At 68.5% G+C, this 23,777-nt stretch carries 14 protein-coding genes; 4 read left to right on the top strand and 10 right to left on the bottom strand.

Features of this window, described 5'->3' with window-relative positions; genetic code table 11:
* Nucleotides 1–39 precede the first annotated feature (39 nt).
* Nucleotides 40–1,467 carry a glycoside hydrolase family 43 protein gene (locus ACIBAG_RS01095; protein WP_399099527.1) on the bottom strand — a complete coding sequence of 476 codons (1,428 nt, stop codon included), beginning with the start codon at nucleotides 1,465–1,467 and terminating at the stop codon, nucleotides 40–42.
* A 789-nt stretch (nucleotides 1,468–2,256) separates the two neighbouring features.
* Between ACIBAG_RS01095 and ACIBAG_RS01090 the strand changes: the two genes are divergently transcribed.
* Together ACIBAG_RS01090 and ACIBAG_RS01085 are read left to right on the top strand one after the other, a co-directional pair.
* Nucleotides 2,257–2,703 (top strand): HEAT repeat domain-containing protein, encoded by a 447-nt coding sequence (locus ACIBAG_RS01090; RefSeq protein ID WP_399099525.1) that lies wholly within the window; start codon nucleotides 2,257–2,259, stop codon nucleotides 2,701–2,703.
* Between the two features lie 298 nt (nucleotides 2,704–3,001).
* On the top strand, nucleotides 3,002–4,489 hold the full coding sequence (locus ACIBAG_RS01085) for an alginate lyase family protein (RefSeq protein ID WP_399099523.1): 1,488 nt from the start codon (nucleotides 3,002–3,004) through the stop codon (nucleotides 4,487–4,489).
* A 297-nt stretch (nucleotides 4,490–4,786) separates the two neighbouring features.
* On the opposite strand, the gene ACIBAG_RS01080 is transcribed toward ACIBAG_RS01085, so the two are convergent.
* The 7 genes from ACIBAG_RS01080 to ACIBAG_RS01050 form a co-directional block, all read right to left on the bottom strand.
* Nucleotides 4,787–5,260: a hypothetical protein gene (locus ACIBAG_RS01080; protein ID WP_399099521.1), complete on the bottom strand. Its 474-nt coding sequence runs from the start codon at nucleotides 5,258–5,260 to the stop codon at nucleotides 4,787–4,789.
* A gap of 21 nt (nucleotides 5,261–5,281) precedes the next feature.
* On the bottom strand, nucleotides 5,282–6,781 hold the full coding sequence (locus ACIBAG_RS01075) for an alpha-N-arabinofuranosidase (RefSeq protein WP_399099519.1): 1,500 nt from the start codon (nucleotides 6,779–6,781) through the stop codon (nucleotides 5,282–5,284).
* Between the two features lie 47 nt (nucleotides 6,782–6,828).
* Entirely contained in the window at nucleotides 6,829–7,707 is an 879-nt protein-coding gene (locus ACIBAG_RS01070; protein WP_399099517.1) for a carbohydrate ABC transporter permease, read from the bottom strand.
* Nucleotides 7,704–8,684: a carbohydrate ABC transporter permease gene (locus tag ACIBAG_RS01065; RefSeq protein ID WP_399099515.1), complete on the bottom strand. Its 981-nt coding sequence runs from the start codon at nucleotides 8,682–8,684 to the stop codon at nucleotides 7,704–7,706. The genes ACIBAG_RS01070 and ACIBAG_RS01065 overlap by 4 nt, the downstream gene beginning before the upstream one ends.
* 99 nt (nucleotides 8,685–8,783) lie before the next feature.
* Nucleotides 8,784–10,091, bottom strand: coding sequence for an ABC transporter substrate-binding protein (locus tag ACIBAG_RS01060; protein ID WP_399099513.1), 1,308 nt, complete (start codon nucleotides 10,089–10,091; stop codon nucleotides 8,784–8,786).
* Between the two features lie 67 nt (nucleotides 10,092–10,158).
* On the bottom strand, nucleotides 10,159–13,140 hold the full coding sequence (locus tag ACIBAG_RS01055; protein WP_399099511.1) for a glycoside hydrolase family 2 TIM barrel-domain containing protein: 2,982 nt from the start codon (nucleotides 13,138–13,140) through the stop codon (nucleotides 10,159–10,161).
* Nucleotides 13,141–13,249: 109 nt separating this feature from the next.
* Nucleotides 13,250–14,245, bottom strand: a complete 996-nt coding sequence (locus ACIBAG_RS01050) for a LacI family DNA-binding transcriptional regulator (RefSeq protein WP_399100535.1) — start codon at nucleotides 14,243–14,245, stop codon at nucleotides 13,250–13,252.
* Nucleotides 14,246–14,592: 347 nt separating this feature from the next.
* Between ACIBAG_RS01050 and ACIBAG_RS01045 the strand changes: the two genes are divergently transcribed.
* Together ACIBAG_RS01045 and ACIBAG_RS01040 are read left to right on the top strand one after the other, a co-directional pair.
* Nucleotides 14,593–17,400 carry a DNRLRE domain-containing protein gene (locus ACIBAG_RS01045; protein WP_399099509.1) on the top strand — a complete coding sequence of 936 codons (2,808 nt, stop codon included), beginning with the start codon at nucleotides 14,593–14,595 and terminating at the stop codon, nucleotides 17,398–17,400.
* A gap of 184 nt (nucleotides 17,401–17,584) precedes the next feature.
* Nucleotides 17,585–20,482, top strand: coding sequence for a glycosyl hydrolase family 95 catalytic domain-containing protein (locus tag ACIBAG_RS01040; RefSeq protein ID WP_399099507.1), 2,898 nt, complete (start codon nucleotides 17,585–17,587; stop codon nucleotides 20,480–20,482).
* A gap of 605 nt (nucleotides 20,483–21,087) precedes the next feature.
* Here the strand turns inward: ACIBAG_RS01040 and solA are convergent.
* Both solA and ACIBAG_RS01030 read right to left on the bottom strand, forming a co-directional pair.
* The gene (gene solA / locus ACIBAG_RS01035; protein ID WP_399099505.1) at nucleotides 21,088–22,233 is read right to left on the bottom strand and encodes an N-methyl-L-tryptophan oxidase; all 1,146 of its coding nucleotides are present in this window, start codon (nucleotides 22,231–22,233) and stop codon (nucleotides 21,088–21,090) included.
* 20 nt (nucleotides 22,234–22,253) lie between these two features.
* The gene (locus ACIBAG_RS01030; protein ID WP_399099503.1) at nucleotides 22,254–23,657 is read right to left on the bottom strand and encodes an NAD(P)/FAD-dependent oxidoreductase; all 1,404 of its coding nucleotides are present in this window, start codon (nucleotides 23,655–23,657) and stop codon (nucleotides 22,254–22,256) included.
* Between the last annotated feature and the right edge of the window lie 120 nt (nucleotides 23,658–23,777).

Raw genomic sequence — 23,777 nt, 5'->3', positions numbered from 1 at the left:
GCGCCGGCCTGGAGGCGCCGGCGCTCCTGGCGATGCGGGTCAGTTCGTCACACGGAAGGTGGCGTCACTGCGCCCCGTCGCGGTGGTGATCGGGTCGAGGCGCAGCTGGTAGGCGTAGTGGCGGATGTAGCGGTCGGGGAAGTTGTACGACTGGAACGACGACCAGGTGGAGTCGGCGAGCCCGGCGACCTTCCGGAAGGTGGCGTCCGCGGCGAACTGGCTGCTGCCGTCGTTGAGGGCGAGCTGGAAGTCGTACCTTGCGTGGCGCAGGAAGTAGCCGGGGTAGTTCACCGACTCGAAGGAGACGGTGCCGGTGCCCGCCAGGCCGGGCCTGATCCGGAACTGGGAGTCCTCGACAGGGCTGACGTTCGGGTCGATGCGCACGTCGAAGTCGATCTGGCGCACGTACCGGTCCTGGAAGTTGTACGACTGGAGCCGCTGCGCCGGGGTGTTGGGCCAGCGGGCGAGCACGCGGCTCTCCTCGGCGGCCGTGAGGGTCATGATCGCGCCGTGGCGCTTGGCGGTGCCGCCCATGTCGTAGCTGGTCGTCGGCTGCAGCCGGTAGGTGCTGACGTCGAACGGGTTTGTCGTCAGGATCGGCCTGTACTCGCGTACGCCCTGCGCGTTGTTGTGGTCGATGTAGAGGGCCCACTCGTCGCGGTCCCTGAACTTCATCCAGACCGGGCCTTCGACCACGTTGCCGGTGAGGCCGATGCTGGAGAGGTTGCCGAGGTTGGTCCACGTCCCCAGGATCGAGTTGCTGCCCTCGACGTTGTTCTGGCCGTCGCCGGAGACCCTCAGGTAGCGGTAGGGGCCGGTACCTGCGGGCACCTCGGTCATCTGGGTGTCGACGACCGGGGTGCTGCCGGGCGGGTCGATCCAGATCTGCGGGGTGGTGATGGTGCGGAAGTCCTTGGTGCGGGCGGAGTAGATGCGGTACTTGAAGACGCCGTTGACCGTGGCGTTCGTCGACCAGTACAGGACGTAGTCGTTGGTCTCGGGGTTCCAGATCGCCTCCGGCGCCCACGCGTTCTTTCCGCCGGGGACCAGTGAGGCGGCGGCGAGCAGCCACGGCTTGGACCAGGTCACCAGGTCGGTCGACTCCCACACCACGAAGTTGGGGCTGCCGTTGGTGTACGTCGAGCCGCAGCGGACGCACAGATCGGTCGCGATGATCCAGTACTTGCTGCCGTCGGGGGAGCGCACCAGCGCGGGGTCGCGCACTCCCTTCGTGCCGATCTTCGAGTTGAGGATCGGCGCTCCGCCGTTGAGGTCGTTCCAGTGCAGGCCGTCCGTGCTGTGCGCGAGGTACAGCATCTGACCGGTCGCGGAGTCGGCGGTGAAGTGCACCATCAGGTAGCCGGGGTCGGCGGCGGCCGCCCGCTGGGGTGTGGTGAGGGCTTGGCCCGTGAAGAGGAGGCAGACGGCGAGCAATATCACCGTCAGCCGGGCGCGGAGCGCAGACATCGGATCTCCTGTCGGGTGCGGGTGCCACCGCCGGGCGAAGGGGGAGCCGGGTGGCGGGGGCAACTTGGTCTCGGAACGGGCGGGACAGGACCCGGACACCGCGCGGGCCGGAAGGGGGGATCCGAACGACGGTGTTTCACCGCTTCGCCCAGGGCGCCGTGGTGACGGCGGGTCAGGGCGCGTGAGCACGTACGTCCGCCCAGGTGGGGCGGTTGTGGCGCGGGCCGGGTGGCTGTGCTTCTCAGCGTCCGTGACGACGTTTCAGGTGGGCGGAGCTTCGGCCGGAAGCCTTCATCACCAACTCACTGTCCAATCAGGGACGTTGAACGATATATCGAACGCTGTTCGTGAAATCGGGCAGAGGTTAGATCCGGAAAAGAGAGCGCGTCAATACATCCGACACATCCGATTGATCGAACGCACAAATGAGCGATCCGGCACTCACCCGGCCCCCTGGGCGTGGCGCGCGACGGGAGACGCGACGCGGCACATCCGATCACGACCGACGGCCCCGTCGCCGCACAGGACCGACCGCGACTACCGGCGATCGACATCCCCCGAGCCCCCCGAGCCCCCACGAGCCGGACGCGAACGAGGGCGCGACAGCGCGGAGAAATCCCTGGCACACCGGCGGGACCGGCGACGAGACTGCTCGATGAGCGCCTCCCCCTCGTCCTGCCCCTGCCTCTGCCGCTGCCGCGGGCATCGCGTGCTGGAAGCGATGCCCGGCTCGTACGAGATCCGCCCCGTCTGCTGGTGGCTCCCCACGCCCTGGCGCCGGGACCACCCATGACCACGCACATCGAGAGACTCGTCCAGCAGCTCGACGACGCGACCGGCCCGTCGTACGACGCCCGCGCGGAACTGATCGACATGGGCGCCGACGCCCTCCCCGCCCTCATCGACGGGTTGCCCTCCCTCGGCGGCTTCGGGCAGCTGACCGCCATCGAGGTCTTCGAGGAGGTGGGCGACCCCCGCTGCGGTCCCGCCCTCATCGGGCTGCTGAACAGCGACAACCCGACCGTCCGCGAATGGGCGGCCATGGCCTTGGCGAGCCTGGACGTCGAGGGTGCGGTCGAGCCCCTGCGCCGCGCCCACCGCGCGTGTCCGGAACGTGCGACTCCGCCCGACTGGACCGAGCCGGGCGGCATTCGCTGGGCCCTGACCGAACTGGGCGCACTGCCCGCGAAGTGCCCGGAATGTGGACCGCCCCTGGCAGATGGCCCTGTGGATTGAGACCGTAGCTCGTGCCGTTTGCCCCGGTGACGGTGGAGCGCCTCTGCGTTCCGTGTCGCGGATGACATCGAGGCCGTGTGTCTTCACCTGGAGTTGCCGGCCCACGGGGGAGTTCCTGGGAGCGTCCGCCATCGGCGACCTGCCTGTCCAGATGCGTCCGGGTGACGCTGAGTCCCATGACGGAGGACGTCAAGACCACTGCCTTTCATCGGTGGTGCCCACTTTTTTGTTATCGCCCGCTCCGTATCACGTCTCCCTACGTAGGCACTGTCCCCACGAGAGCCCGAGGAACGACGCAGTGACTCATCGGATCAGCCGACGCAGCATGCTCAAGGCCGCGGGAGCGGCGACCGGCGCGGTCGGTATCGGTATCGGCGCGGGCGTGGCAGCCTCCCCCGCGACGGCGGCGCGCACGTCCTTCGCGCACCCCGGGATGCTCCACACCCGGGCCGATCTCGAGCGCATGGCCGCCAAGGTGAAGGCGGGCGCCGCCCCCTACACGGCGGGTTTCGCCAGGCTCACCGCCAACCGTCACTCGCAGAGCACATGGCGGCCCAACCCGCTGGCGACCCCGACCCGGGGCGGGGGCGGCCCCCAGAACTACGGGGCCCTCTACCACGACGTCCACGCCGCCTACCAGAACGCGCTGCGCTGGAAGATCACCGGCGACACCGCACACGCCGACACCGCACGGGACATCTGCAACGCCTGGTCGGGGACGCTGAAGGTCATCGGCGGAGGCTCCGAAGTCGTGCTGCTGGCGGGCATCTACGGGTACCAGTTCGCCAACGTCGGCGAGCTCTTGCGCGGCTACCCCGGCTTCGACCTGGCCCGTTTCCAGGACATGCTGGTCAAGCACTTCTATCCGATGAACCGCCACATGATGTACCGCGAGACCAATTGCATCGGCCACTACTGGGCGAACTGGGACCTGTGCACCATGGCCTCGATCATGGCCATCGGCATCCTCTGCGACGACCGGGCCAAGTTCGACGAGACGGTGGACTACTTCTACAACGGCGAAGGCAACGGCTCGCTGGCCAAGGCGATCCCCTACGTCTACAACGACGTGGGCCTGGCCCAGTGGCAGGAGAGCGGGCGCGACCAGGCCCACAGCATGATGGGTATCGGCCTGATGGGCACCATCTGCGAGATGGCCTGGAACCAGGGCGTCGACCTCTACGGCGCGGAGGACTCCAAGTTCCGCAAGGCGTGCGAGTACGTCGCCCGGTACAACCTCGGCTACAAGGTGCCCTACACCTCCTACACCTGGACAAACGGCGTGCATTGCTTGAATACGGAGGAGAAGGTCATCTCCGAAGGCGGCCGTGGCGGTGGGCGCCCGGTCTGGGAGCGGGTCTACAACCACTACGTCAACAGGCGCGGCATGGCCATGCCGAACACCCGCGAGATGCTGGCCCGCAGCGGGCCCGAGGGAGGCGGCGGCGACTACGGCCCGAACAGCGGAGGATTCGACGAACTCGGCTTCGGCACACTGGCGTACACCCGGGACAAGGCCACCGCAGCCGAGGTGGCGGCCTCACCGTCCCCGTCGAAGTCGACGGCCGCCAAGTCCGGTACCTCCGGGTCATCCGGTTCGTCCAAGTCCCCGGCCGGGCAGTCCTCCGGGGACGTCAGCACCCAGGGCGGAAAGAGCGGCGAGGACCTGGCCGCCACCGGCGCCTCGGACCTCGCTCTGTGGACGGCGGCGACCGGCGTCACCGCGGTAGCCGGCGGCCTCCTGCTGCTCCGCCGCCGCGGCCAGGCCCGCCGCGACGCGGAGTAACACCCGCGGTGACACAAAAAATCCGGTGACTGACCGCAGTCGGGCTCCCTGCGCGCGGTGTGCGCCACCGCACGCGGTTCGGGTTCGGGCCTCCTCCGGGACGGTCGACCCCGCCGCTTCCGGGGCGCTGGAGAGCCCGCCGAACGTCCCCCACGTCGAAGTGTCCGTTGCGGAAGACGGCTCTGCCCGTCTGGTCAACGGCCACCTCGCTGTCAAGGCCCTGCCGGACGGCCGGCTGAGGTTCCTGCACTCCGCCTCGGGCCGTGAACTCCTCGCCGACAAGTCCCCGTACACCCATCATCCCGGCCCCCGCGTCCATGCGGCCGCGCCCAGCAGCAGCGCGGTGCGCGGGTCGGTGGTGCGCAGCGCGTCTGCCACGTCGGCGACCTGGCGGGCCGCTTCCTGGGTGCGCCGGCGCGCGTTGTCGGCGTAGGCCTGCCAGATGGCGAGGGCCGTCAGCAGCGCCACCGCCAGGACGGCGGACAGCCACACGGCCAGGATGCGGTGCCTGCGGCTGATCCGGGCCGCGACCCGCCGCTCCGCCGCCCGGGCGTCCGGCGCGGCGGACAGGAAGTCCCGCTCCGGCAGCGTCAGCGCGGGGTCGGCCGCGTGGTCCGGAGAACAACTCCTCGGCGCGGGCCGGCCGGTTGCCCCGGTGCAGGTCGCCCTGGTCATCGCCGAGCGGGCCGAACTGGCCCAGACGAGACTGATCGTGGAGAACCGTTCACGCAGCAGCGCCAGCAGTCGGTGAGCGCCGTCTCGGTCTTGCATGCCGGCAGCGGTGACAGTCACTCAGCCCAGCGCAATTGCGGTCCACGACACCGGCGGCAGCTCGATGCTGAGCAGCCCGTCGGACAGGATCGCGCTCGGGTTCGCGTGCGGGGTCACGCGGTTCTGCTCGGTGAGTGTGTTCTTCGCGTACGCATCCTTGTCGGCGAGTGTGACCGCCTCCAGAATCCGCGAGGAGCCGAGGCTGCGCACGTCGACCGTGACCTGAGTGGCCTGTGTAAGCTCGCGGTTGACGAGGAAGACCGCGGCCCGGTCCTCGTCGACGGTCGCGACGGCGTCGACGACGGACGCCTCGCCATGGCGTGCCGTCGTGTACGTCGGCGCCTCGACAACGGGCCGGATCACCTCACCGGCGGCAAGCCGGCTGGTGATCGAGAACGGGTAGAAGGTCGTCTGCCGCCAGGCAGGGCCGCCGGGCTCGGTCATGATCGGTGCGATCACATTGACCAGTTGCGCGAGCGAGGCCGAGGTGACGCGGTCGCTGTGCTTGAGCAGCGTCATCAGCAGGTTGCCGACGACCACGGCGTCCGCCACCGAGTAGACGTCCTCCAGCTGCCGCGGAGCGTGCCGCCACTCGTCGTTGACCTCGTCGGACTCGTGGAACTCCTTCTGGTACCAGACGTTCCACTCGTCGAACGAGATGTTGATCTTCTTCTTGGAGCGCTTCTTGTACCCCACGTGGTCGGCGGTCGCGACGACGGTGTCGATGAAGTAGTCCATGTCGGTCGCCGAGGCGAGGAAGGAGCCCAGGTCGCCGTCGAGCTCCTGGTAGTAGGCGTGGCAGGAGACGTAGTCGACGTGGTCGTAGGTGTGCTCGAGCACCGTGCGCTCCCAGTCGCCGAAGGTCGGCATCCAGGAGCCGGAGGAGCCGCAGACCACGAGTTCGAGGTCCTTGTCGGCCATCTTCATCGCTCCGGCGGTACGGGCGGCGAGCTTGCCGTAGTCGTCGGCGTTCAGGAAACCGGTCTGCCAGGGCCCGTCCATCTCGTTGCCGAGGCACCACATGCGGATGTTGTGCGGCTCCGGCGTGCCGTTGGCGATACGCAGATCCGAAAGCGCCGTACCGGAGGGGTGGTTGGCGTACTCGAGCAGGTCCAGGGCGGGCAGGATGCCGCGTGTGCCGAGGTTCACCGCGAGCATCATCTCGGAGTCGGTGAGCTTGAGCCAGCGGGCGAACTCGTCCAGGCCGACCTGGTTCGACTCCAGCGAATGCCAGGCGAGGTCGCGGCGCACCGGGCGCTTGTCGCGTGGGCCGACCGAGTCCTCCCAGCGGAAGCCGGAGACGAAGTTGCCGCCCGGGTAGCGGACGGTCCTGGTGCCCAGCTCCCTGACCAGTTCGACGACGTCCATACGGAATCCGTCGTCGTTCGCGGTCGCGTGTTCCGGCTCGTAGAGCCCGGTGTACACGCATCGGCCGAGGTGTTCGACGAACGATCCGAAGGTGCGGCGTCGGACAGGAGCGATGACGGCCTGCTTGTCGAGAGTGACGTGGGCGCGAGGCATTGCAGTGGTCCTTTGCAGGTCAGGAGCGGCGTGGGGCAGCGAAAGCGTTACTTGACGGAGCCTGCGGTCAGGCCCTTGCGCCAGAACCGCTGGAGACTGACGAAGGCGACGAGCAGAGGGATCAGCGACAGGAACGCACCGGTGATCGGCAGTAGCAGTGGCACTCCGCTGGCGAACTCCGAGCGCCACTGCACCAGGCCCACCGTGACGGGCTGCAGTGAGGGGGTGTTGAGCATGAGCGAGGGCAGCAGGTAGTTGTTCCAGATGGCGACGAACTGGAACAGGAAGACGGTCACCAGTGCCGGGGACATCAGCGGCAGGGCGATCCGGAAGAAGGTGCGCTGTTCGCCTGCTCCGTCGAGCCGTGCGGCCTCAAGGAGTTCGTCCGGGACGGACGACGCGGCGAAGATCCGGCACAGGTAGACGCCGAACGGGCTGACACAGCTGGGCAGCAGCACCGACCAGTAGGAGTTGGTGATGTCCAGCTTGGCCATGAGCAGGAACAACGGCAGGGCGAACATCGGCGCCGGGATGAGAACCGAGGCGAGGATGACGTTGAACACGCTTTCGCGGCCGCGGAAGCTGAACTTGGACAGCGCGTAGCCGGCCATCGCGGACAGCAGGGTGCCGACGGCGGCGCCGACGAGGCTGTACAGCGCGCTGTTGGCGAGCCAGGTGGAGAAGATGCCGTCCTCGAAGCTGAACACGTTTCTGATGTTGGTGACCAGGTCGAAGTGGGAGAACCACAGGGGCGTACCGGTGTAGAGGTAGCCCGAGGCCTTGGTCGAGGAGACGAACAGCCACCACAGCGGGATCAGCGTGTACAGGGCCATCAGGCCCAGCACGCCGTTGACGACGATCTTGCTCGCGATGTCGGTGCCGCGACGCGCCGGTCGGGTCGGTCGGCCGGCCGGAATCACGCTCATGCCATCGCTCCCTTGCGCTGGTTGTACTTGAGGAATCCGAACGAGAGCACGAGGGTGATCAGCGCGAGTACGACGGACTCGGCGGCGGCCAGGTTCTGGCCGCCCACGTCCATGCCCAGGGTCGTGTTCATGATCGGGGAGAACTTCGGGTCGACGCCCGGGATGCGGGCGCTGACCAGCACCGCCGGCTCGGTGTACAGCTGCGCCGTCCCGATGATGGAGAAGACCGTGGTCAGCACCAGCGCGGGACGCACCAGCGGAATCTTCACCGCCCACGCCAGACGCCAGCCGGTGCAGCCGTCGAGCGCGGCGGCCTCCGTCACCTCGGCGGGGATCGTCTGCAGCGCGGAGTAGATGATCAGCATGTTGTAGCCGGTCCAACCCCACGTGAGCATGTTCCCGATCGAGGCCGGAACCCACGACGGTGACAGGAAGTCGATGTGGATCCCGATGTGGGACAGCGGTCCGGTGAACGGCGAGAGGTCTTTCACCAGCAGGAAGGACCACATCACCGCGGCGATCGCACCCGGCAGCGCGTACGGCAGGAAGAACGTGAGCCGGTAGGTCTTCCGCAGCCGGGCCGAGCGGGAGTCCAGCAGGAGCGCGAGCAGGAGGGCGAGGCCGAGCATGACCGGGACCTGGACGCAGCCCAGCAGCACGACCCGGACGATCGACGCCATGAAGTCGTGGTCGCTGAAGGCGTCGGCGTAGTTGGACAGTCCCGCGAACTCCGTGGTCTGCGCACCGCCGAACAGCCCCGCGCGGCGGACGGTGAAGAAGCTCTGGTAGATCGCGTAGCAGATCGGCGCGACCATCATGGTCAGGAAGAGCACCGCGAACGGCGCCAGGAAACCCGACGCGGTCAGCGCGCTGCGGCGGCCGGTGCGCCGCGGCCGGCCCGCGGGGGAGACGCGGCGGGTGACCGCGGGCGCCTGCCGCGGTGGTGACGCGGTCCGGGTGCTGCTGGGACTGCTCATGGAAACCTCGCTGGGCGGTTCGTCGTCAGGGAGCGGGTTCCCGCGGCGCCGGATGCGGGCGGCCGCGGGATCCTTCGGGGCGGCTGGAGTTCCGCCGGCTCAGCCGTTGGTCACCGACAGTCCGAGCTTCTTGATCGCGGCGACCGTCGAGGCCTGGACCTTGGTGACCGCGTCCGGCAGGGTGCCCTGACCGATGGCTCCGGTGAAGTCCGACTCGACCTGCTGGAAGGTCGGGCCGTTGGTCCAGGTGCTGGGCACCTGCGCGGCGGAGGCCTTGTACACGTCACCGACCTTCTGGCCGCCGAAGTACGGGTCACCCCCCGTGAGTGACGGGTCGTCCTGTCCGGCCTTCGAGGCGGGGTACAGCCCGGTTTCGATGCCCGTCTTCACGGCCTGCGGGTCACTGGACAGAAAATCGGCGAACTGTACTGCTTCGCGGGGCGTCTTGCACCCGGTCATCACCGAGGTGGCCGAGCCGCCGCTGCTGGCGCTCTTGCCGTCCCCGGCCTCCCAGGTCGGCATCGGGGCGACCCGCCACTTGCCGGCCAGGCCCTTCAGATCCGACTTCAGACCGCCGGCGGCCCAGGCCGCGTTGACGAACGTCAGCACCTTGCCGGATTCGGAGGCCTTGTTGAACTGCGGGTCCCAGGCGTTGCCTCCCTTCGTCACCAGACCTTCGTCCTTCAAGTCCTGCCAGAATTCGGCGACCTTCCGGGTGCCGGGGTTGTCGATGCTGACGGTCCAGCTGTCGCCCTTGGTCGAGTACCAGGACTGGCCGGTCTGCAGGCTGAAGGCCGCCATACCGTTGCCGTCGCCGGGCGCGTCGCCGAACTTCACACTCGGATCGGCGGCGGCGACCTTCTCGGCGTCGGCCTTGTACTCGGCCCAGGTGGCCGGCGGCTTGGTGATGCCGTACTTGGCGAAGAGGTCCTTGCGGTAGAAGAGGACCATCGGGCCGACGTCCACCGGGATGCCGTAGATCTTGTCGCCGACGCTGGAGGCGGAGACGGCGGACGGGACGTACTTGTCCATGTCGTCGCTCGCGTACTGCGTGATGTCCATGACCATGTTCTTCACGAGCATCGACGGGATGGTCTGGTACTCGATCTGGGCCAGGCACGGGCCCTTGCCGGCGGTGATCGCGTTGCTGATCTGGGTGTAGCCGCCCTTGGCGCCCGACGGGATCTTCTTGAAGGTGACCTTGGTGTCCGGGTGGGAGGCGTTCCACTGGTCGACCATCTTCTCGTAGCCGGCCCAGCCCCAGAACTCCATGTTCACCGGCCCGTTCTGGCCCGATCCCTCAGCGGAGTCGTTCTTGTCGCTGCTGCACGCGCCGACGCCGAATGCCATGACTGCCGCGGTGGCGAGCGCCAGGAGTCTGCGGGTGCGTATGGTGGTGCTGTCCATGTGAGGGAAACCCTTCGTGATGGGGACTGACTTGCTGGGCTGTCGGTGGGCGGGCGGCCAGGCCCGCCTACCGACCGGTGCTGAACTCCACGCGGAACACCGTCGGGACCGCGGCCAGGACGTCCGATGCCAACGGGCCCGGGCCGCAGGCCGCGCTGCCGAGGCCGTGGTGCGCGTGGTCGAGGTGGAGATGGAGTCGGCCGTCGCCGGCCAGGTCGTGCTGGTGGGAAGCGGCAGCCAGGGCCGCGGTGCTCCAAGGACGCACGGTCAGGTCGATGACCGGGTCGCCCGTGATGAGGAGGGTGCCGTCCGCGGTGGTGATCCGGGCGCGGCGGACTTGGTGGCGATTGCCGTTCTCCTGCGGGCGGACACAGGGGGTCTGCATCGCCGAGACAGTCGACCGGTGGCGGCCTGTGCGAGCGGCGGTACGGGAGTCGCGGTACGCCTCGCCGGGACCGAGGCCGAACCACTCGACCTCGGCGTCGGTGCCGGGCAGCGACATCGCGACCCCCAGCCGGGGCAGCGGCACCGACCATGCGCCGTCAGGGGTGACGGCGCATTCCAGCCGGAGCCGGGTCTGAGCCGCGTCCGGTCCGTCGCATGCCGTCCAGCGGTAGACCACGCCGAGCGCGGAGGAGGACCCGGCGGCGGCGAGCCGGGCGGTGACCGTGAGCCCTTGGGCGTCGGGCTCGACGCTCAGGACATCGTGGCGCATCCGGTTCAGTCCGGCAGTGAGCCAGGTGGTGATCTGCGGCTCGCCGAAGGCGTTGAGCAGGTCGTTGTCGATCGGGGCACGCCAGATGTCCAGCCTGGGTCCATCCAGCTCCAGGTCGCCGAGCCGGATCAGCACCCCGCTGCGGGCCTCGAACCGCGCGGGGCCCAGGGTGATGCCCCCGTCGTGGGCGATCACCGGCGCCGGCGTCGAGGGGACCGGCGAGGCGGCGGGAGCCACGAGCAGCCCCTGCGCCCAGGCGATCTCATGGCCGGCCCGGGCCCAGGTCTCGTCGGCGGCGAGCACCGCGGTCACGGTCAGCCACACCTCGTGGCCGGAGTCGTTCTTGCGCGCCGCATCGAGCGCGGCGGTGACGTCGGCGGACCATTCGACGGCTGTCGTGGCGCCCGGCGCGGTCGCGGGCACGCTCAGGCGGCCGGAGCCGGCCAGCTCGCCGCCGTCCTCGACGGTCCACTGGAAGTCCAGGTAGCCGGTGTCGCGGACGTGGTGCAGGTTGTGCACGGCGATCCGCCGTGCCGCCGGGTCGATGTGGATCCGTACCGGCTCGATGACCTTCTTGTACTCGACCAGGCCCGGCGACGGCGTGCGGTCGGGGAAGAGCAGCCCGTCGGCGACGAAATTGCCGTCGTGGACCTCCTCGCCGAAGTCGCCGCCGTAGGCGTAGTACGAGCGGGGGTCCTCCTGGTGAGGGCCCTCCTGCCCGGTGAGCCGGGCGATGCCGTGGTCGATCCACTCCCAGATGAATCCACCGGCCAGGCGCGGATGTGCCTCGATGACCTGTTGGTACTCGGACAGCCCGCCGGGTCCGGTGCCCATGGCGTGTCCGTACTCGCACAGCACGAACGGCAGGGCACGGCGGTGTGCGTCGTCGGCCGGATCGGCCGTCGGTGCCTCCTGGCCGCGTCCCACGGCGGCCAGCTCGTCCACACCGATGTACATGCGGGAGTACAGGTCGACGTACGCGCAGCTCGCGAAGTCGCCCTCGTAGTGGATCAGGCGGCTGTCGTCGCGCTGCCGGATCCACGCGGCCGCGGCGGCCAGGTTGGCTCCGGTGCCGGACTCGTTGCCCAGCGACCAGACGATGACCGAGGGGTGGTTCTTGTCGCGTTCCACCAGCCGCGCGGCCCGGTCCAGGTACGCCTCGCGCCACGCGGGGTCGTCGCTGGGATTGCGCCGCCAGCCGCCGGGTTCGAAGCCGTGCGTCTCGAGGTCGCCCTCGCAGAACACCCACAGCCCGTGCTCGTCGCACAGGTCCAGGAAACGGTGGTCCGGCGGATAGTGGGCGGTGCGCACCGCGTTGATGTTGTGCTGCTTCATGAGCAGGACGTCGGCCACCATGGCGTCCTCGGTCAGGGTCCGCCCGGTCAGCGGGTGCCATTCGTGGCGGTTGACGCCCCGCAGCGAGATCGGCCTGCCGTTCACTGTCAGGACGCCGTCCACGACCGCCACGGTGCGGAAGCCGATGCGCAGCGGTATCCGCTCCCCGGCCTCGGAGACCAGTTCCCCCGAGTACAGGCGCGGCCGCTCGTCCGACCAGGGCTCGATGCCGTCGATCAGGTGCGGGCCGGCCGGATCGGCGGCGGATATGCCGAGCTCGGGCACCGACAGGGACACCCGGGTGGGGGCGGTGACGTCGACGGACAGGGTGCCCTGCCCCGTCGTGTGGTCGTAGGCGGCGTGGACGAAGAAGTCCTCGACACCGCGGGCGGCCACGGACACCGACCGGAAGATCCCGGACAGCCACCACATGTCCTGGTCTTCCAGGTAGCTGCCGGACGACCACTGATGCACGCGGACCGCGAGGACGTTCCGGCCGGGCCGCAGAACGGCGGAGACGTCGAACTCGGTGGTCAGGCGGCTGCCCTTGCCGTCGCCGAGCCGGACCCCGTTGAGCCACACCGCGAACGCGGAGTCGACGCCCTCGAACCGGAGCACCGCAGCCGATGCCGGGAACCCGTCCGGAACGTCGAACTCACGACGGTACTCGCCGGTCGGATTCTGCCGAGGCACCCGCGGCGGGTCGACCGGGAACGGGTACAGGATGTTGGTGTAGGCCGGGGCACCGTAGCGCGGCTCGCCGGGCAGGCCGGTCATCTGCCAGCAGGACGGCACGGCGAGCAGGTCCCAGGCGGTGTCGTCGAAGTCCGTTGCGGCGAAGTCCCCGGTGAGGTCGTCCAGCCCCGACGCCAGCCGGAATCTCCAGTCGCCGTCGAGCGCGATCGTGGGCAGGTCGGAGGCGAACGCGGCGCGCGGGCGCAGCCGTCCGGTGCCCGGCGACCGGTCTTCGACGTAGGCGTTGGGGTCGAGGACGTTCATCAGCAAAGGTGTTTCCTCTCAAAATGCCCCGTGGTGGCGGGAAACGGCTGGGAAGGACTGCGCCGGCGGCTCATGGGGTGTGCCGTGGCAGGTCAGGCGGTACCAGGCGCTAAGCGGTCGCCCCGGGCGGGGGGCCGCTGCTGTCCCGGATGGTCAGGGTCGGGCGCAGCAGCGATACGACGTTGGTCGGCGGTCGGCCGGAGTCGACAGCTCGCAGCAGGAGTTCGACGGCCTGCTGGGCCATCTCGCGTTTGGGGAAGGTGACCGTGGTCAATGCCGGTCGGATCCGCCCGACTTGGGCGATGTCGTCGAAGCCCACGACGCTGACGTCGTCGGGGACCCGCCGCCCGGACCGGACCACCGCTTCTATGGCACCCACGGCCAGGACGTCGTGGGTGGCGAAGATCGCCGTCAGCCCCGGATCCGCCTCCAGTGCCGCGCAGGCCGCGGCGAAACCGCCGGCGGCGTCGTCGCTGGTGCAGGCGAACACCATGCGGTCGTCCAGCCCGTCGGCGGCGAACGCCCGGCGCAACCCCGCGACGCGCGGCGTGTGCGCGGGGAGGTCGGCGATCACCGCGACCTTCCGGTGGCCGAGATCCCGCAGGTGGCAGCCGGCCAGAAACCCTGCGTGCTGGTAGTCGATGGACACCACCGGCAGTGTGGTCGGCGGGTCGCCCTCCCAGGCGAACAGCGCGACCGGGAAGTTGGCCTCGGCGAGCATCGGCACCTGCTGTTCGACGCCGTTGTCCCCGGCGACCAGCAGTGCGTCCACCGAGCGTGCCGTGAGGTTCTCCAGGTGGGCCCGGGTGTAGTCGGGATCGTCGCGCGTCGTGGCGAGCAGCAGGTTGTATCCGCGGCCGACCAGGAGATTCTCCACCTCCTCGACCAACTCCGCATAGAACGCGTTAGCCACCGACGGCACGAACAGCCCCACCGTCGACGTGCTGCCCGTGCGCAGGGAGCGCGCCACCAGGTTCGGCTTGTAGCCGAGTTCGGCGATCGCCTTGTTCACCTTCGCCAGGGTCTCCGGCCGCACCTTCTTGCCCGAGACCACGTTGGAGACGGTCTGTTTGGTGACGCCCGCCCTCGCGGCCACGTCCGCCATTGTCACCACGTAGTCTCCCCGAAACATTTATCGATCCACGAAAGTGGCGTCACTGTAGGACGGCTCACGCGGCAGGGCAAGACTTTGCGCCATGGCAGTGCTTCAGCCGTTACGTAGCACGGTGAGGGCGCCATGCGCAGGTCGTGATTGTTTTCGCGACTTGACATGCGCGGAGCATTGACGGCTCCGGAAATACGGCAGTAACGTCCCCGCCACGCTAGATCCCATGGATCGGTCAACGTGGTGCTGTTGTCACCCTGGCCCCTCGCGAATGCTCCGCCCCGTCTCCAGCAGGCGGTGAGCGCCTGAACAGACCTGGAAAGGTCTCGTCCGGAGGAGAGACAGGCATGATCAGACCGGCCGGCGGCAACGCCGACCCCAACCCCGTCCCGGCGCGCCGCAGATCGCGCGTGAAGCGCTTCATCGCGGCCGCTGTCGGCGCCACCCTCGCGGCGGCGAGCCTCATGCTCACCGGCACCGCCCCCGCACACGCCACCACCACCGTCCACACGTACGCGCCGACGGGAGTGGGTGGCGGTACGACGACCTCACCGGACGTGGCGTCCACCAAGTACCAGGTGCAAGTCGCCGGCACGCCCGTTCAGGCTGTCAAGTACACCCAGAACGGCCACAACTTCGACATCGCGCGCTTCGCGTCGGACTCCCGGACACCGACGATCACGGTCACGCTGCCCAGCACCACGATCGACACGGTGAACATCTATCCGGCCCGCTACTACCCGTCCGGCAGCGTCTCGGTGAGCGCGGACAAGCACACCCTGACGTTCCGGATGTCAGCCGACGCCGGGTTGAACCAGGCGATCGTGATGGTCAACGGCGACTCGACCAACGCCACGGGACAGCCCTACCTGGCGGTCATCAACGACCCTCTGGAAGACCCGGCGCGGCGCCCGAACACCACGAGCGCACCGGACGGTTCCGGCGTCAACCTGCAGACCGGCGTCCTCAACTTCCAGCAGTTCGCCGCGAAGTACCTCGCGGCGAACCCGAACAGCGCGGCTCAGAAGGCTCCCGCCGCGACGACGAGCTCCATGGCCGGCAAGACCGTCAACGGCACCGCCATCCCTGCCGGTCAGAAAACCTCGGCCGGGAGCCTGGTGAGCGCGAGCAGCGTCAATGTGCGGTACCCGAATGTGCGGATGATGGCCGCAGGCGACGTCACTTACGCCCTGCAGGCCGCCCTCGACACCATCAAAGCCAACCCCACGGCACTCAACACGCTCTACTTCCCGAACGGCACGTACGTGTGGTCCGGTCTCCTGGTCAACGGTCTGGACGGCAGCAAGCTCAAGGGCGGCAAGCTGAGGATCTACACCGACGAAGGTGCCCTGCTGAAGAACCGCATCCAGGCGTACATGGAGGCGTTCGAGCCGGCCGTCGGGATCATCAACTCGAGCAACATCGAAATCTCCGGCCGCGGCGTCTTCGACGGCAACGGCGTGGCGAACTACAACGCCCGCAGCAGCGGTGACCTGCACGACGCCTACCGCAGCCAGCACCAGGGCGGCGTCATGGTCATGCACTCGTCGGACATCACGTTCAACGACACCTACGTGCGCGACGCGAAGCAGTGGAACTACGAGACCCACACCGCCACCAGGGTGACGTTCAACAACATCAAGGCCCTCACTCCATACCGCCAGCCATGGGTCGACGGCACGGACTTCGCGAGCGGCCAGGACATCACCGCCAACGGCGTCTTCACCCTCGGCAACGACGACGCGTTCGCCTCCGGCCACTACAACCCCAGCGACGGCTTCACCCCGCTGGCCTCCGGAGTGTGGAACAACTTCCAGCTCGGCGCCTCCACCCCCGACGTCCAGGGCTATGTCAACGCGGTAGGCGCCCATGACACCGTCGCTGACGAGCTCGGGTTCGACAACTACCACTGGGACACCGCGGACACGAAGAACATCTCGGTCAGCAACACGCTGAACTGGTCCGTCGCCGCCGGCAACGCGATCCGCATCGGATGGCACGCGTACGGACACCGGCTCACCAACTACACGTTCGACAACTTCAACTCAGTGTCGGCGCCGGCCGGCGGCATCGTCACGCACAACAGCCCCAACCCGTACCCGCGCATCCAGAGCATCGTGGTGAAGAACAGCTCGATCGACACCTCCCGCTACACCAAGGGACCGGTCGGGATCAACGGCGGCAACGGATCCACCCAGACCATCACCGCCGAGCAGCAGGCGACCTACGGGTACGCCCCGAACCCCGACGGGTCGGGCACCGCGTACACGTACACCAGGGCTCCGATCGGCACGTTCACACTCGACAACGTGTGGTTCTCGAAGCAGAACACGAGCAGCAGCTCGATAACCGGCGTCACGAACGCGACGCTGAAGAACCTTCGCGTCGCGGGCCAACTCGTCAGATACACCGGCCAGTTCCCGCTGACGACGAGCGGGGTCTCCACGCTGACCAGCACCTACACGGATGCGAACGGCCAGACCCAGAACGTCAAGCCCGGCGCCCTCACCAACGGCGACACCTGGGTAGGTGCGTGGTGGGGCGACCAGACCAAGAACAACTCCTCGGACCTGACCCTCATCACCCGCAACACCGGGGTCGGCCTGATGGGCGAGCAGTACACCACAGGATCCGGAGACGGAAAGCTCTCCTACATCCAGTTCCCCCTCAACAGCCTCACCAAGGCGCCGAGCCAGGCGACACTCCATCTCACCTACGTCGGCCACCGCTATGCGTCGGTCCCGTCGACCGACACCGACCAACTCCTCGTGCAACCCGTCAGCGACAGCACCTGCACCGGCGGCGGCACGTCCTGCCCGATCAACACGATGACCTGGCAGAACCGGCCGAGCTTCACCGCCACGAGCTCCTCCGTCGCGAAGTCGGCCCCCTTCACCCTCGGTTCGACGATCATCCCCGAGGGCGGCGGGACCCACCAGGGCAACGCCATCGACGGCCGTGACATCACCGTCGACATCACCTCCTTCGTCCAGAACGCCTACGCGGCCAATCAGTCCACGCTCCTGCTCGCCGTCGGCAACGCGGGGGGCACCAATCACGAGCTGCGCTTCGTCAGCTCCGAAGGCGCCACCGGCTCCGGGAAGCTCACCAACGGGACCGCCGATATGGCGCCCGCGCTGACCGTGACCCCGTAGGCACTCGAGGCCGGTCCGTCCCCGCGGGGCGGGCCGGTCTCAGCCGTCCGGTTCTGCCGTCGACGGCTGATGCAGCCACCGCATGCCTGGCAAAGCGCTGTTGTCCACCACCGCACCCGCACCGGTGGATGCCGCGGCACCCCTGGGCCCAGTTGCACTCACCGTCCGACAACGGAGTCGCCCCATGTCGCTGCCCGACCTTCCCCTCAACCGTCGGCGTTTCCTCACCACGGCCGCCCTCGCCGCCGGCGCCACGGCCCTGCCCGGCTTCGTCTTCGCCGACCGGGCCGCCGCTGCCGTACCGCCCCAGGTCACCCTGCCCGACCGCGGCATCTGGGACAACGCCACCGCCTCCGCCTGGACCGACGGGTTCCTGAGCGGAAACGGCGAGTACGGGGCCGTCTACTACGGGACGCCGACGCTCGAGAAGATGATCTTCAATCATCACCGGTTCGTGCTGCCCAACGGCAGCCGGAGCGTCATGCCTCCGGTGATCTCGCCGTATCTCGAGACCGCCCGGGACCAGGCGCTGGCCGGCGACTACTCCGGCGCCTCCGCCACCTTCGCCCACGGCTGGAGCCTGCGCTGGACCCAGACCTTCCACCCCGGCTACGAACTCCAGCTCAGCACCCCGGGCATGACCACCGTCAACGACTTCGCCCGCATCACCGACTTCCGCACCGGCGAGATCACCCACACCTGGACCGACCGGTACGGCACCTGGAAGCGCCACGTCTTCGTCTCCCGCGCCGACCAGGTCATCGTCCACGAGCTGCTGCCCGCCACCGGCCGCACCGTGGACACCACCATCAGCGTCAACACCGCTCTTACGGGCGTGCCGACCAGAGTGTCCTTCTCCACCACCGCCACCGTCACCAGCGGCGACGGCTACCTGAACCTACGTGGCACCTACCCGTCCGGCGGTGCCTACGGCTACGAGGGCGTCACCCGCGTCGTGGCCTTGGGCAGCGGCTCCTCCGTCACCGCCGACGGGCAGACCCTGGTGGTCGCCAAGGCCACCAAGGTGCTGCTGCTGACCAAGCTCGGCCGGTACGAGACCTCCACCGGCTGGAACAGCCGGCCCCTGCAGACCGCCCTCGCCGCGCTGACGGCCGACTACGCCATCCTCCTGGGCCGCCACGCCCCCAGTCACCAGGCCATGTACGACCGCTCCAGCATCGACCTCAACGTCTCCGCCGCCGACCGCCGGCTGGCCACCAGCGAGCTCATAGCCCGCCAGAACAGCAACGCGTCCGCCATCGACGTCGCACTGCTGGAGCGGATGTACGACTCCGGCCGCTATCTCTTCATCAGTTCCAGTGGCGTCCTGCCACCACGCCTGACCGGCATCTGGACCGGCACCTGGAACGGCTCCTGGGCCGACGACTTCACCACCGACGCCAACATCAACCTGCAGGTCGCCGGCGGCAACATCCTCGACCTCACCGACGCCATGCAGGGCTACTTCGACCTCGTCCTCGGCCAGCTCGCCCACTGGCGCGACAACGCCACCAACCTCTACGGCGCCCGCGGCTTCCTCGCCCCGTCCCGGACCGACGGCGAGTACGGGCACATGCTGCACTTCAACAGCGGCAGCTTCCCCGGCGAGGCCTGGACCGGCGGCGCCGACTGGCTGCTCTACCCGCTTCTGGAGTACTACCAGGTCACCGGCGACAGCGCCTTCCTGAAGAACAAGCTCGGCCCGGCCCTGATGGAACTGGCCCTGTTCTACGAGGACTTCCTCACCCGCACCGACTCCAGCGGCAAGGCGGTCTTCGTCCCCTCCTTCTCCATGGAGAACTCGCCGACCAGCACCGGCCAGGCGTTCTCCATCAACGCCACCGGCGACATCATGGCCGGCCGGCACGCGCTCCAGGCGGCAATCGACGCGGCCGACACCCTCGGCCTGGAGCAGGGCAGCGGCCAGGGCGTGCAACGCTGGACCGCCCTGCTCGCCAAGCTGCCCGACTACACCGTCAACAGCGACGGGGCGCTCGCCGAGTGGTCCTGGCCGGGCCTGACCGACCGCTACGACCACCGGCACGTCCAGCACCTGTACGGCGCCTGGCCGCTGCACGAGATCAACCCCGAGGACAAGCCCGACCTGGTCAAGTACGCGGCCAAGGCCCTGGACAAGCGAGGCGACCAGAACTACTCGGCCCACGGCAGCCTCCACCGGGCGCTGGCCCGCGCCCGCCTGAAGGACGGCCCCGGCGTCTACGGCAACCTGCTGAAGATGTACGGCAAGAACATGGTGTGGCGGTCCCTGATGACCTCCCACAACCCCAACCTGGACATCTACAACTGCGACGCCGCCAACGCCATCCCCGCCGTCCTCGGCGAAGCACTCGTCTACACCCGCCCAGGCGTCCTGGAGATCCTCCCCGCCCTCCCCGACCAGCTGCCCAAGGGCACCATCAAGGGCGTCCGCGGCCGCAACCGCATCACCGTCCAGTCCCTGACCTGGGACACGGCGGCCCGCACGGCCACCGTCACGCTCACCTCCGACATCGACCAGAACATCACCTTCATCTGCCGGCGCGGCATCACATCCCTCAGCACCGGCGCGACGGTCACCACGTCGTCGCTGGGCAACCACGCCCGCACCGTGAAGCTGACCGCAGGAACGAGAACCACGATCACGATCGGCCTGCTGACCGGCCCCTTCAAGCTGGTCAACCGCAAGAGCGGCAAGGTCATGGACGTCTCCGGCTCCTCCACCTCCGACGGCGGGCCCGTCATCCAGTACACGTGGTCCGGCGGCGCGAACCAGCAGTGGAAGCTGCTCCCCGACTACGACGGCTCGTTCCGCCTGTCCAACGTCAACAGCGGCAAGGTGCTCGACGTCCCGGGCGGCTCCACCAGCGCCGGCACAGCCCTGGACCAGAGGTCGGACACCAACGGCACCAACCAGTGGTGGAAGCTCGTTCCGGCGGCCACCAGCGGCTACTACCGCCTCGTCAACATCAAGAGCGGGCTGTGCGCGGACGTGCAGAGTGGATCCACCGCCGACGGCGCCAAGATCATCCAGTGGCCCGCCAACGGCGGCTCCAACCAGGAATGGCAGCCAGTGGGGCTGTGACGGCCCTGGGCACGTGACCGGCGGCGATCCGACTCGCCGCCGCGGCCTGGCCCCGGCATCACAGGATGGCCAGGTGGCGGCCGGTCAACGGCACGGGCCGACTGACTGGTAGTCATCCAGCGCGGGCCCAGAACGCCACCAGCGCAGCCCGCCCTCAAGAAGACCCCACCTACTCCGACGCCGACACCGAAGCGACAGACCGCAGCGACGACGCAGACCCACCCCGGAAATCATGAACACGGGCCGGGACGGACTACCTCCGTCGCGGCGTCTCCGGCGCCACCATGCACGACAGGCTCGGACTGAAGGCCGCCGGTACGCGGGATCCCACCGATGCGCTCGCGGCGCGGCCCGCATCGCCGGCGACCGGCCAAGCTCCACGCCGGCAAGAGTTGCGACCCCCGCTGCCCGCTCCGATGCCTCCACCGGCCGGGCATCCTCCCTCACATCGCCCGCAAGGTCATCGAGTCCTCGCACTGCCGCCACGAGTGCAATTCAGCAGATGACATACGGCCGTCCCGGGACATCAGGAGATGAGTCCGCAACGACCGTCAGCCGAACGACGATACCGAGGCTCCTGCGCGGAGGTGGCGGTAGCGGGTGGGCTACCTGGTCCTGAACCGGTCCGGACGCACGAAGTCCAGGCCTTCGACGGTCTGTTTGCCGAGCGCCTCGTGTGCGGCGATGTGGCCGTAGCCGGTGGCCATTTTGAAGCCCTTTCCGGAGAATCCGGTGGCGCAGTAGACCCTGCTGTTCTCGTCCAGCCAGCCGAGGAGAGGATGCCTGTCCTCGGTGAAGAGGTCGGGGAAGGCGTCGGAGCGCACGATGGTGGGGGTCAGACCGGGAAAGAAGTCGGTGACGATATCGGTGACCTTCTCGACTTCTTCCCGGGTGAGTTCCCTGGGCACGCAGTCAGGGTCGGGGGTTTCCCTGCCGCGTCCGTCCAGCGGTCCGTCCACCGATGCCTTGACCGTCACGCCGTCGACGGCGGGTGCGCCGTACATGGAGCGATTGCCGTACAACCGGCTGAAGACGGGGAAGCTCTCCGGCGAGAACTGCGTGCCGTCCTGGGCGATGAACCAGGTCAGGACGATCCGATGGGTCTCCGTGACGGCCTTGAGATGGTCGGGCATGAGCCTTCGGGACCAGCCGCCCGAGGCGACGATGACCTTTTCGAACGTCCAGGTTCTGTCGCCCGAGGTCACGACCACGCCGTGGTCGGTGTCGGTGATGCTGTCCACGGGTGTGTTCTGAAGGACGGTGGCGCCGTTCGCCTGGGCCGCCGCGACGGCGGCGCTGACGGCGCGGTCGGTGCGCAGGACGCCGGCGTGGGGGTCGTAGACGGCGCAGTCGTCGGGGCGGAGGTTGTGCTGGGGGTAGCGTTCGGCCATGTCCTCCCGGCTGAGGACGCTGTGCTCGGCTCCGGTGACGCGCAGGGCGTCGAGGAGGCTGTTGATGTAGCTGCCGTTCGCCGTCCCGATGGACAGACCGCCCGTGGTCGTGAGGATGTCCTGTCCGGTTTCCGCTTCGAGCTCGGCCCACAGTTTGTGGGAGCGTTCGATGATGGGGTAGTAGTCGGGCCTGCCGAGGTAGATCATGCGGAACAGGCGGGTGTCCCCGCCCACGGCACTGCGGCCGTGGGCCGGGGTGGCGGCCTCGAAGCCCACTACCGAGTCGGACAGCCGGGACGCCTGCCACAGGGCCATGCTTCCGATGCTGCCCAAGCCGATGACTGCGAGTTGTGCGTCCATGAGAGCAGGTTCCTTTTCGTCTACTCGTGAAGTCCGGCGAGCCTGCTGCCGAATCTGGCCAGGAGTGAGGTCTTGCTGGAGCCCCTGCGTTCTTCCCACTGGTCGGCAATGCCGAAGAGCCGGTACATGGCGTGAACGCCCAGCCAGCGAATGGGTTCCGGTTCCCACTTCCGCGCCCGGTAGCCGACCCAGGGAAGGGTGGTCCGCTCGGTTTCCTTTTCGAAGGCGAGCTCCACGAGAGTCCTGCCGCCGACGTAGGCCGACGTGACGCCGTGTCCCGCGTAGCCGGTGGACGACCCGATCCCGGACGCCGGGTCCCAGTGCACGCCGCCGTTCCAGTCCCGCGTGACGCCCAGGACTCCCGACCAGGCGTGTTCCACCTCGAAGGGGATACCCGGGAAGAAGGAACTGAGCTTCTGCGAGATCAGGTCGATGGTGGATTGGGCGGTCGCACCGTCTCCCCCTGTGCCGGACCCGAAGCGGTAGGGGACACCCCGGCCCCCCATGGCGATACGGCCGTCCGACGTCCGTTGGGCGTAGATGAACGTGTGCGCGGAGTCGTTGAGGCACTGCGGCCCGTCCCAGCCGATCTGTTGCCATGCCTTCTCCGGCAGCGGCTTGGTCACGATCAGCGAGGAATTGACCGGGATCAGGCTCCGGCGGCCGAGCAACCGTCCCGAATAGCCTTCGGTGCAGATGAACGTCCTGGCCGCGGTGACACGACCGTTGGCCAGGGTGAGGGTCTTGTCCGCGATGCTGTCCACCCGGCTGCCCTCGTAGATCCTGACCCCCATGGAGGTCAGGGTCTCGGCGAGGCCGTAGACGAGCTTCGCGGGGTGGAACCGCGCGCAGTGCTTGTAGAAGAGCCCGCCGTGGACGGTGGAGATGTTGATCCGGGACTGGAACTCGTCCCGGTCGAGCATATGGACTTCGTCGTCGGTCAGCCCGTACTTCAGGTCGGTATCACGCCTGGCCACCAGCCGGCCCAGCCCCGCCCGAGTGTGAGCGGCGACGAGCGCGCCACCCTTGTGCTGGTCGGCATCGATGCCCTCGGCCTCAAGGATGTCCAGGACCGCGTCGACGCCGGCGACGAACTCCTGCTGCAGCGCCCGGCTCGCCTCCAGACCTCCTCCGGCGCGGGCGAAGGTGGCACGGTTTCCCGGCGGCATCGCCGAGAGCCAGCCACCGTTGCGCCCCGATGCGCCGTAGCCCACCTGTTCGGCCTCGAAGACGGCGACCGAGAGGGACGGTTCGAGCTTCTTGGCGAAGTACGCCGCCCACAGGCCGGTGTAGCCGCCGCCGACAATGGCCACGTCGACGGATTCCTGGCCGGTGAAGCGGGGGAATGAGGGCTTCTTGTCGGCCAGTTGGGCCACCCAGAAGCCGAGTTCTCCGTTTCGGGGTGGTGCCGCAAGGGCGTTCATGGTGTGTCCTTCATCTGTCTCTGGGAACCGCGTGGGCCGCTGCTGGAAGGCGGTGTGGCCGCCGTCGACGGGCTGCGTTGCCCCGGTGATGTACGAGGAGTCCGACTACGCGAGGAACGG

Source organism: Streptomyces sp. NPDC051243 (assembly GCF_044455405.1).
Taxonomy (GTDB): domain Bacteria; phylum Actinomycetota; class Actinomycetes; order Streptomycetales; family Streptomycetaceae; genus Streptomyces.
Note: the sequence above shows the minus strand (reverse complement) of the source record. Positions and strands in the feature narration are given on the sequence as shown.

Excerpts from the sequence above, each read along its gene's own strand:
- ACIBAG_RS01065 (WP_399099515.1), bottom strand. The coding sequence starts at position 8,684 with ATGAGCAGTCCCAGCAGCACCCGGACCGCGTCACCACCGCGGCAGGCG.
- ACIBAG_RS01070 (WP_399099517.1), bottom strand. The coding sequence starts at position 7,707 with ATGAGCGTGATTCCGGCCGGCCGACCGACCCGACCGGCGCGTCGCGGC.
- ACIBAG_RS01060 (WP_399099513.1), bottom strand. The coding sequence starts at position 10,091 with ATGGACAGCACCACCATACGCACCCGCAGACTCCTGGCGCTCGCCACC.
- ACIBAG_RS01050 (WP_399100535.1), bottom strand. The coding sequence starts at position 14,245 with ATGGCGGACGTGGCCGCGAGGGCGGGCGTCACCAAACAGACCGTCTCC.
- ACIBAG_RS01055 (WP_399099511.1), bottom strand. The coding sequence starts at position 13,140 with ATGAACGTCCTCGACCCCAACGCCTACGTCGAAGACCGGTCGCCGGGC.
- ACIBAG_RS01080 (WP_399099521.1), bottom strand. The coding sequence starts at position 5,260 with ATGCAAGACCGAGACGGCGCTCACCGACTGCTGGCGCTGCTGCGTGAA.
- solA (WP_399099505.1), bottom strand. The coding sequence starts at position 22,233 with ATGGACGCACAACTCGCAGTCATCGGCTTGGGCAGCATCGGAAGCATG.
- ACIBAG_RS01030 (WP_399099503.1), bottom strand. The coding sequence starts at position 23,657 with ATGAACGCCCTTGCGGCACCACCCCGAAACGGAGAACTCGGCTTCTGG.
- ACIBAG_RS01045 (WP_399099509.1), top strand. The coding sequence starts at position 14,593 with ATGATCAGACCGGCCGGCGGCAACGCCGACCCCAACCCCGTCCCGGCG.
- ACIBAG_RS01095 (WP_399099527.1), bottom strand. The coding sequence starts at position 1,467 with ATGTCTGCGCTCCGCGCCCGGCTGACGGTGATATTGCTCGCCGTCTGC.
- ACIBAG_RS01040 (WP_399099507.1), top strand. The coding sequence starts at position 17,585 with ATGTCGCTGCCCGACCTTCCCCTCAACCGTCGGCGTTTCCTCACCACG.
- ACIBAG_RS01075 (WP_399099519.1), bottom strand. The coding sequence starts at position 6,781 with ATGCCTCGCGCCCACGTCACTCTCGACAAGCAGGCCGTCATCGCTCCT.
- ACIBAG_RS01090 (WP_399099525.1), top strand. The coding sequence starts at position 2,257 with ATGACCACGCACATCGAGAGACTCGTCCAGCAGCTCGACGACGCGACC.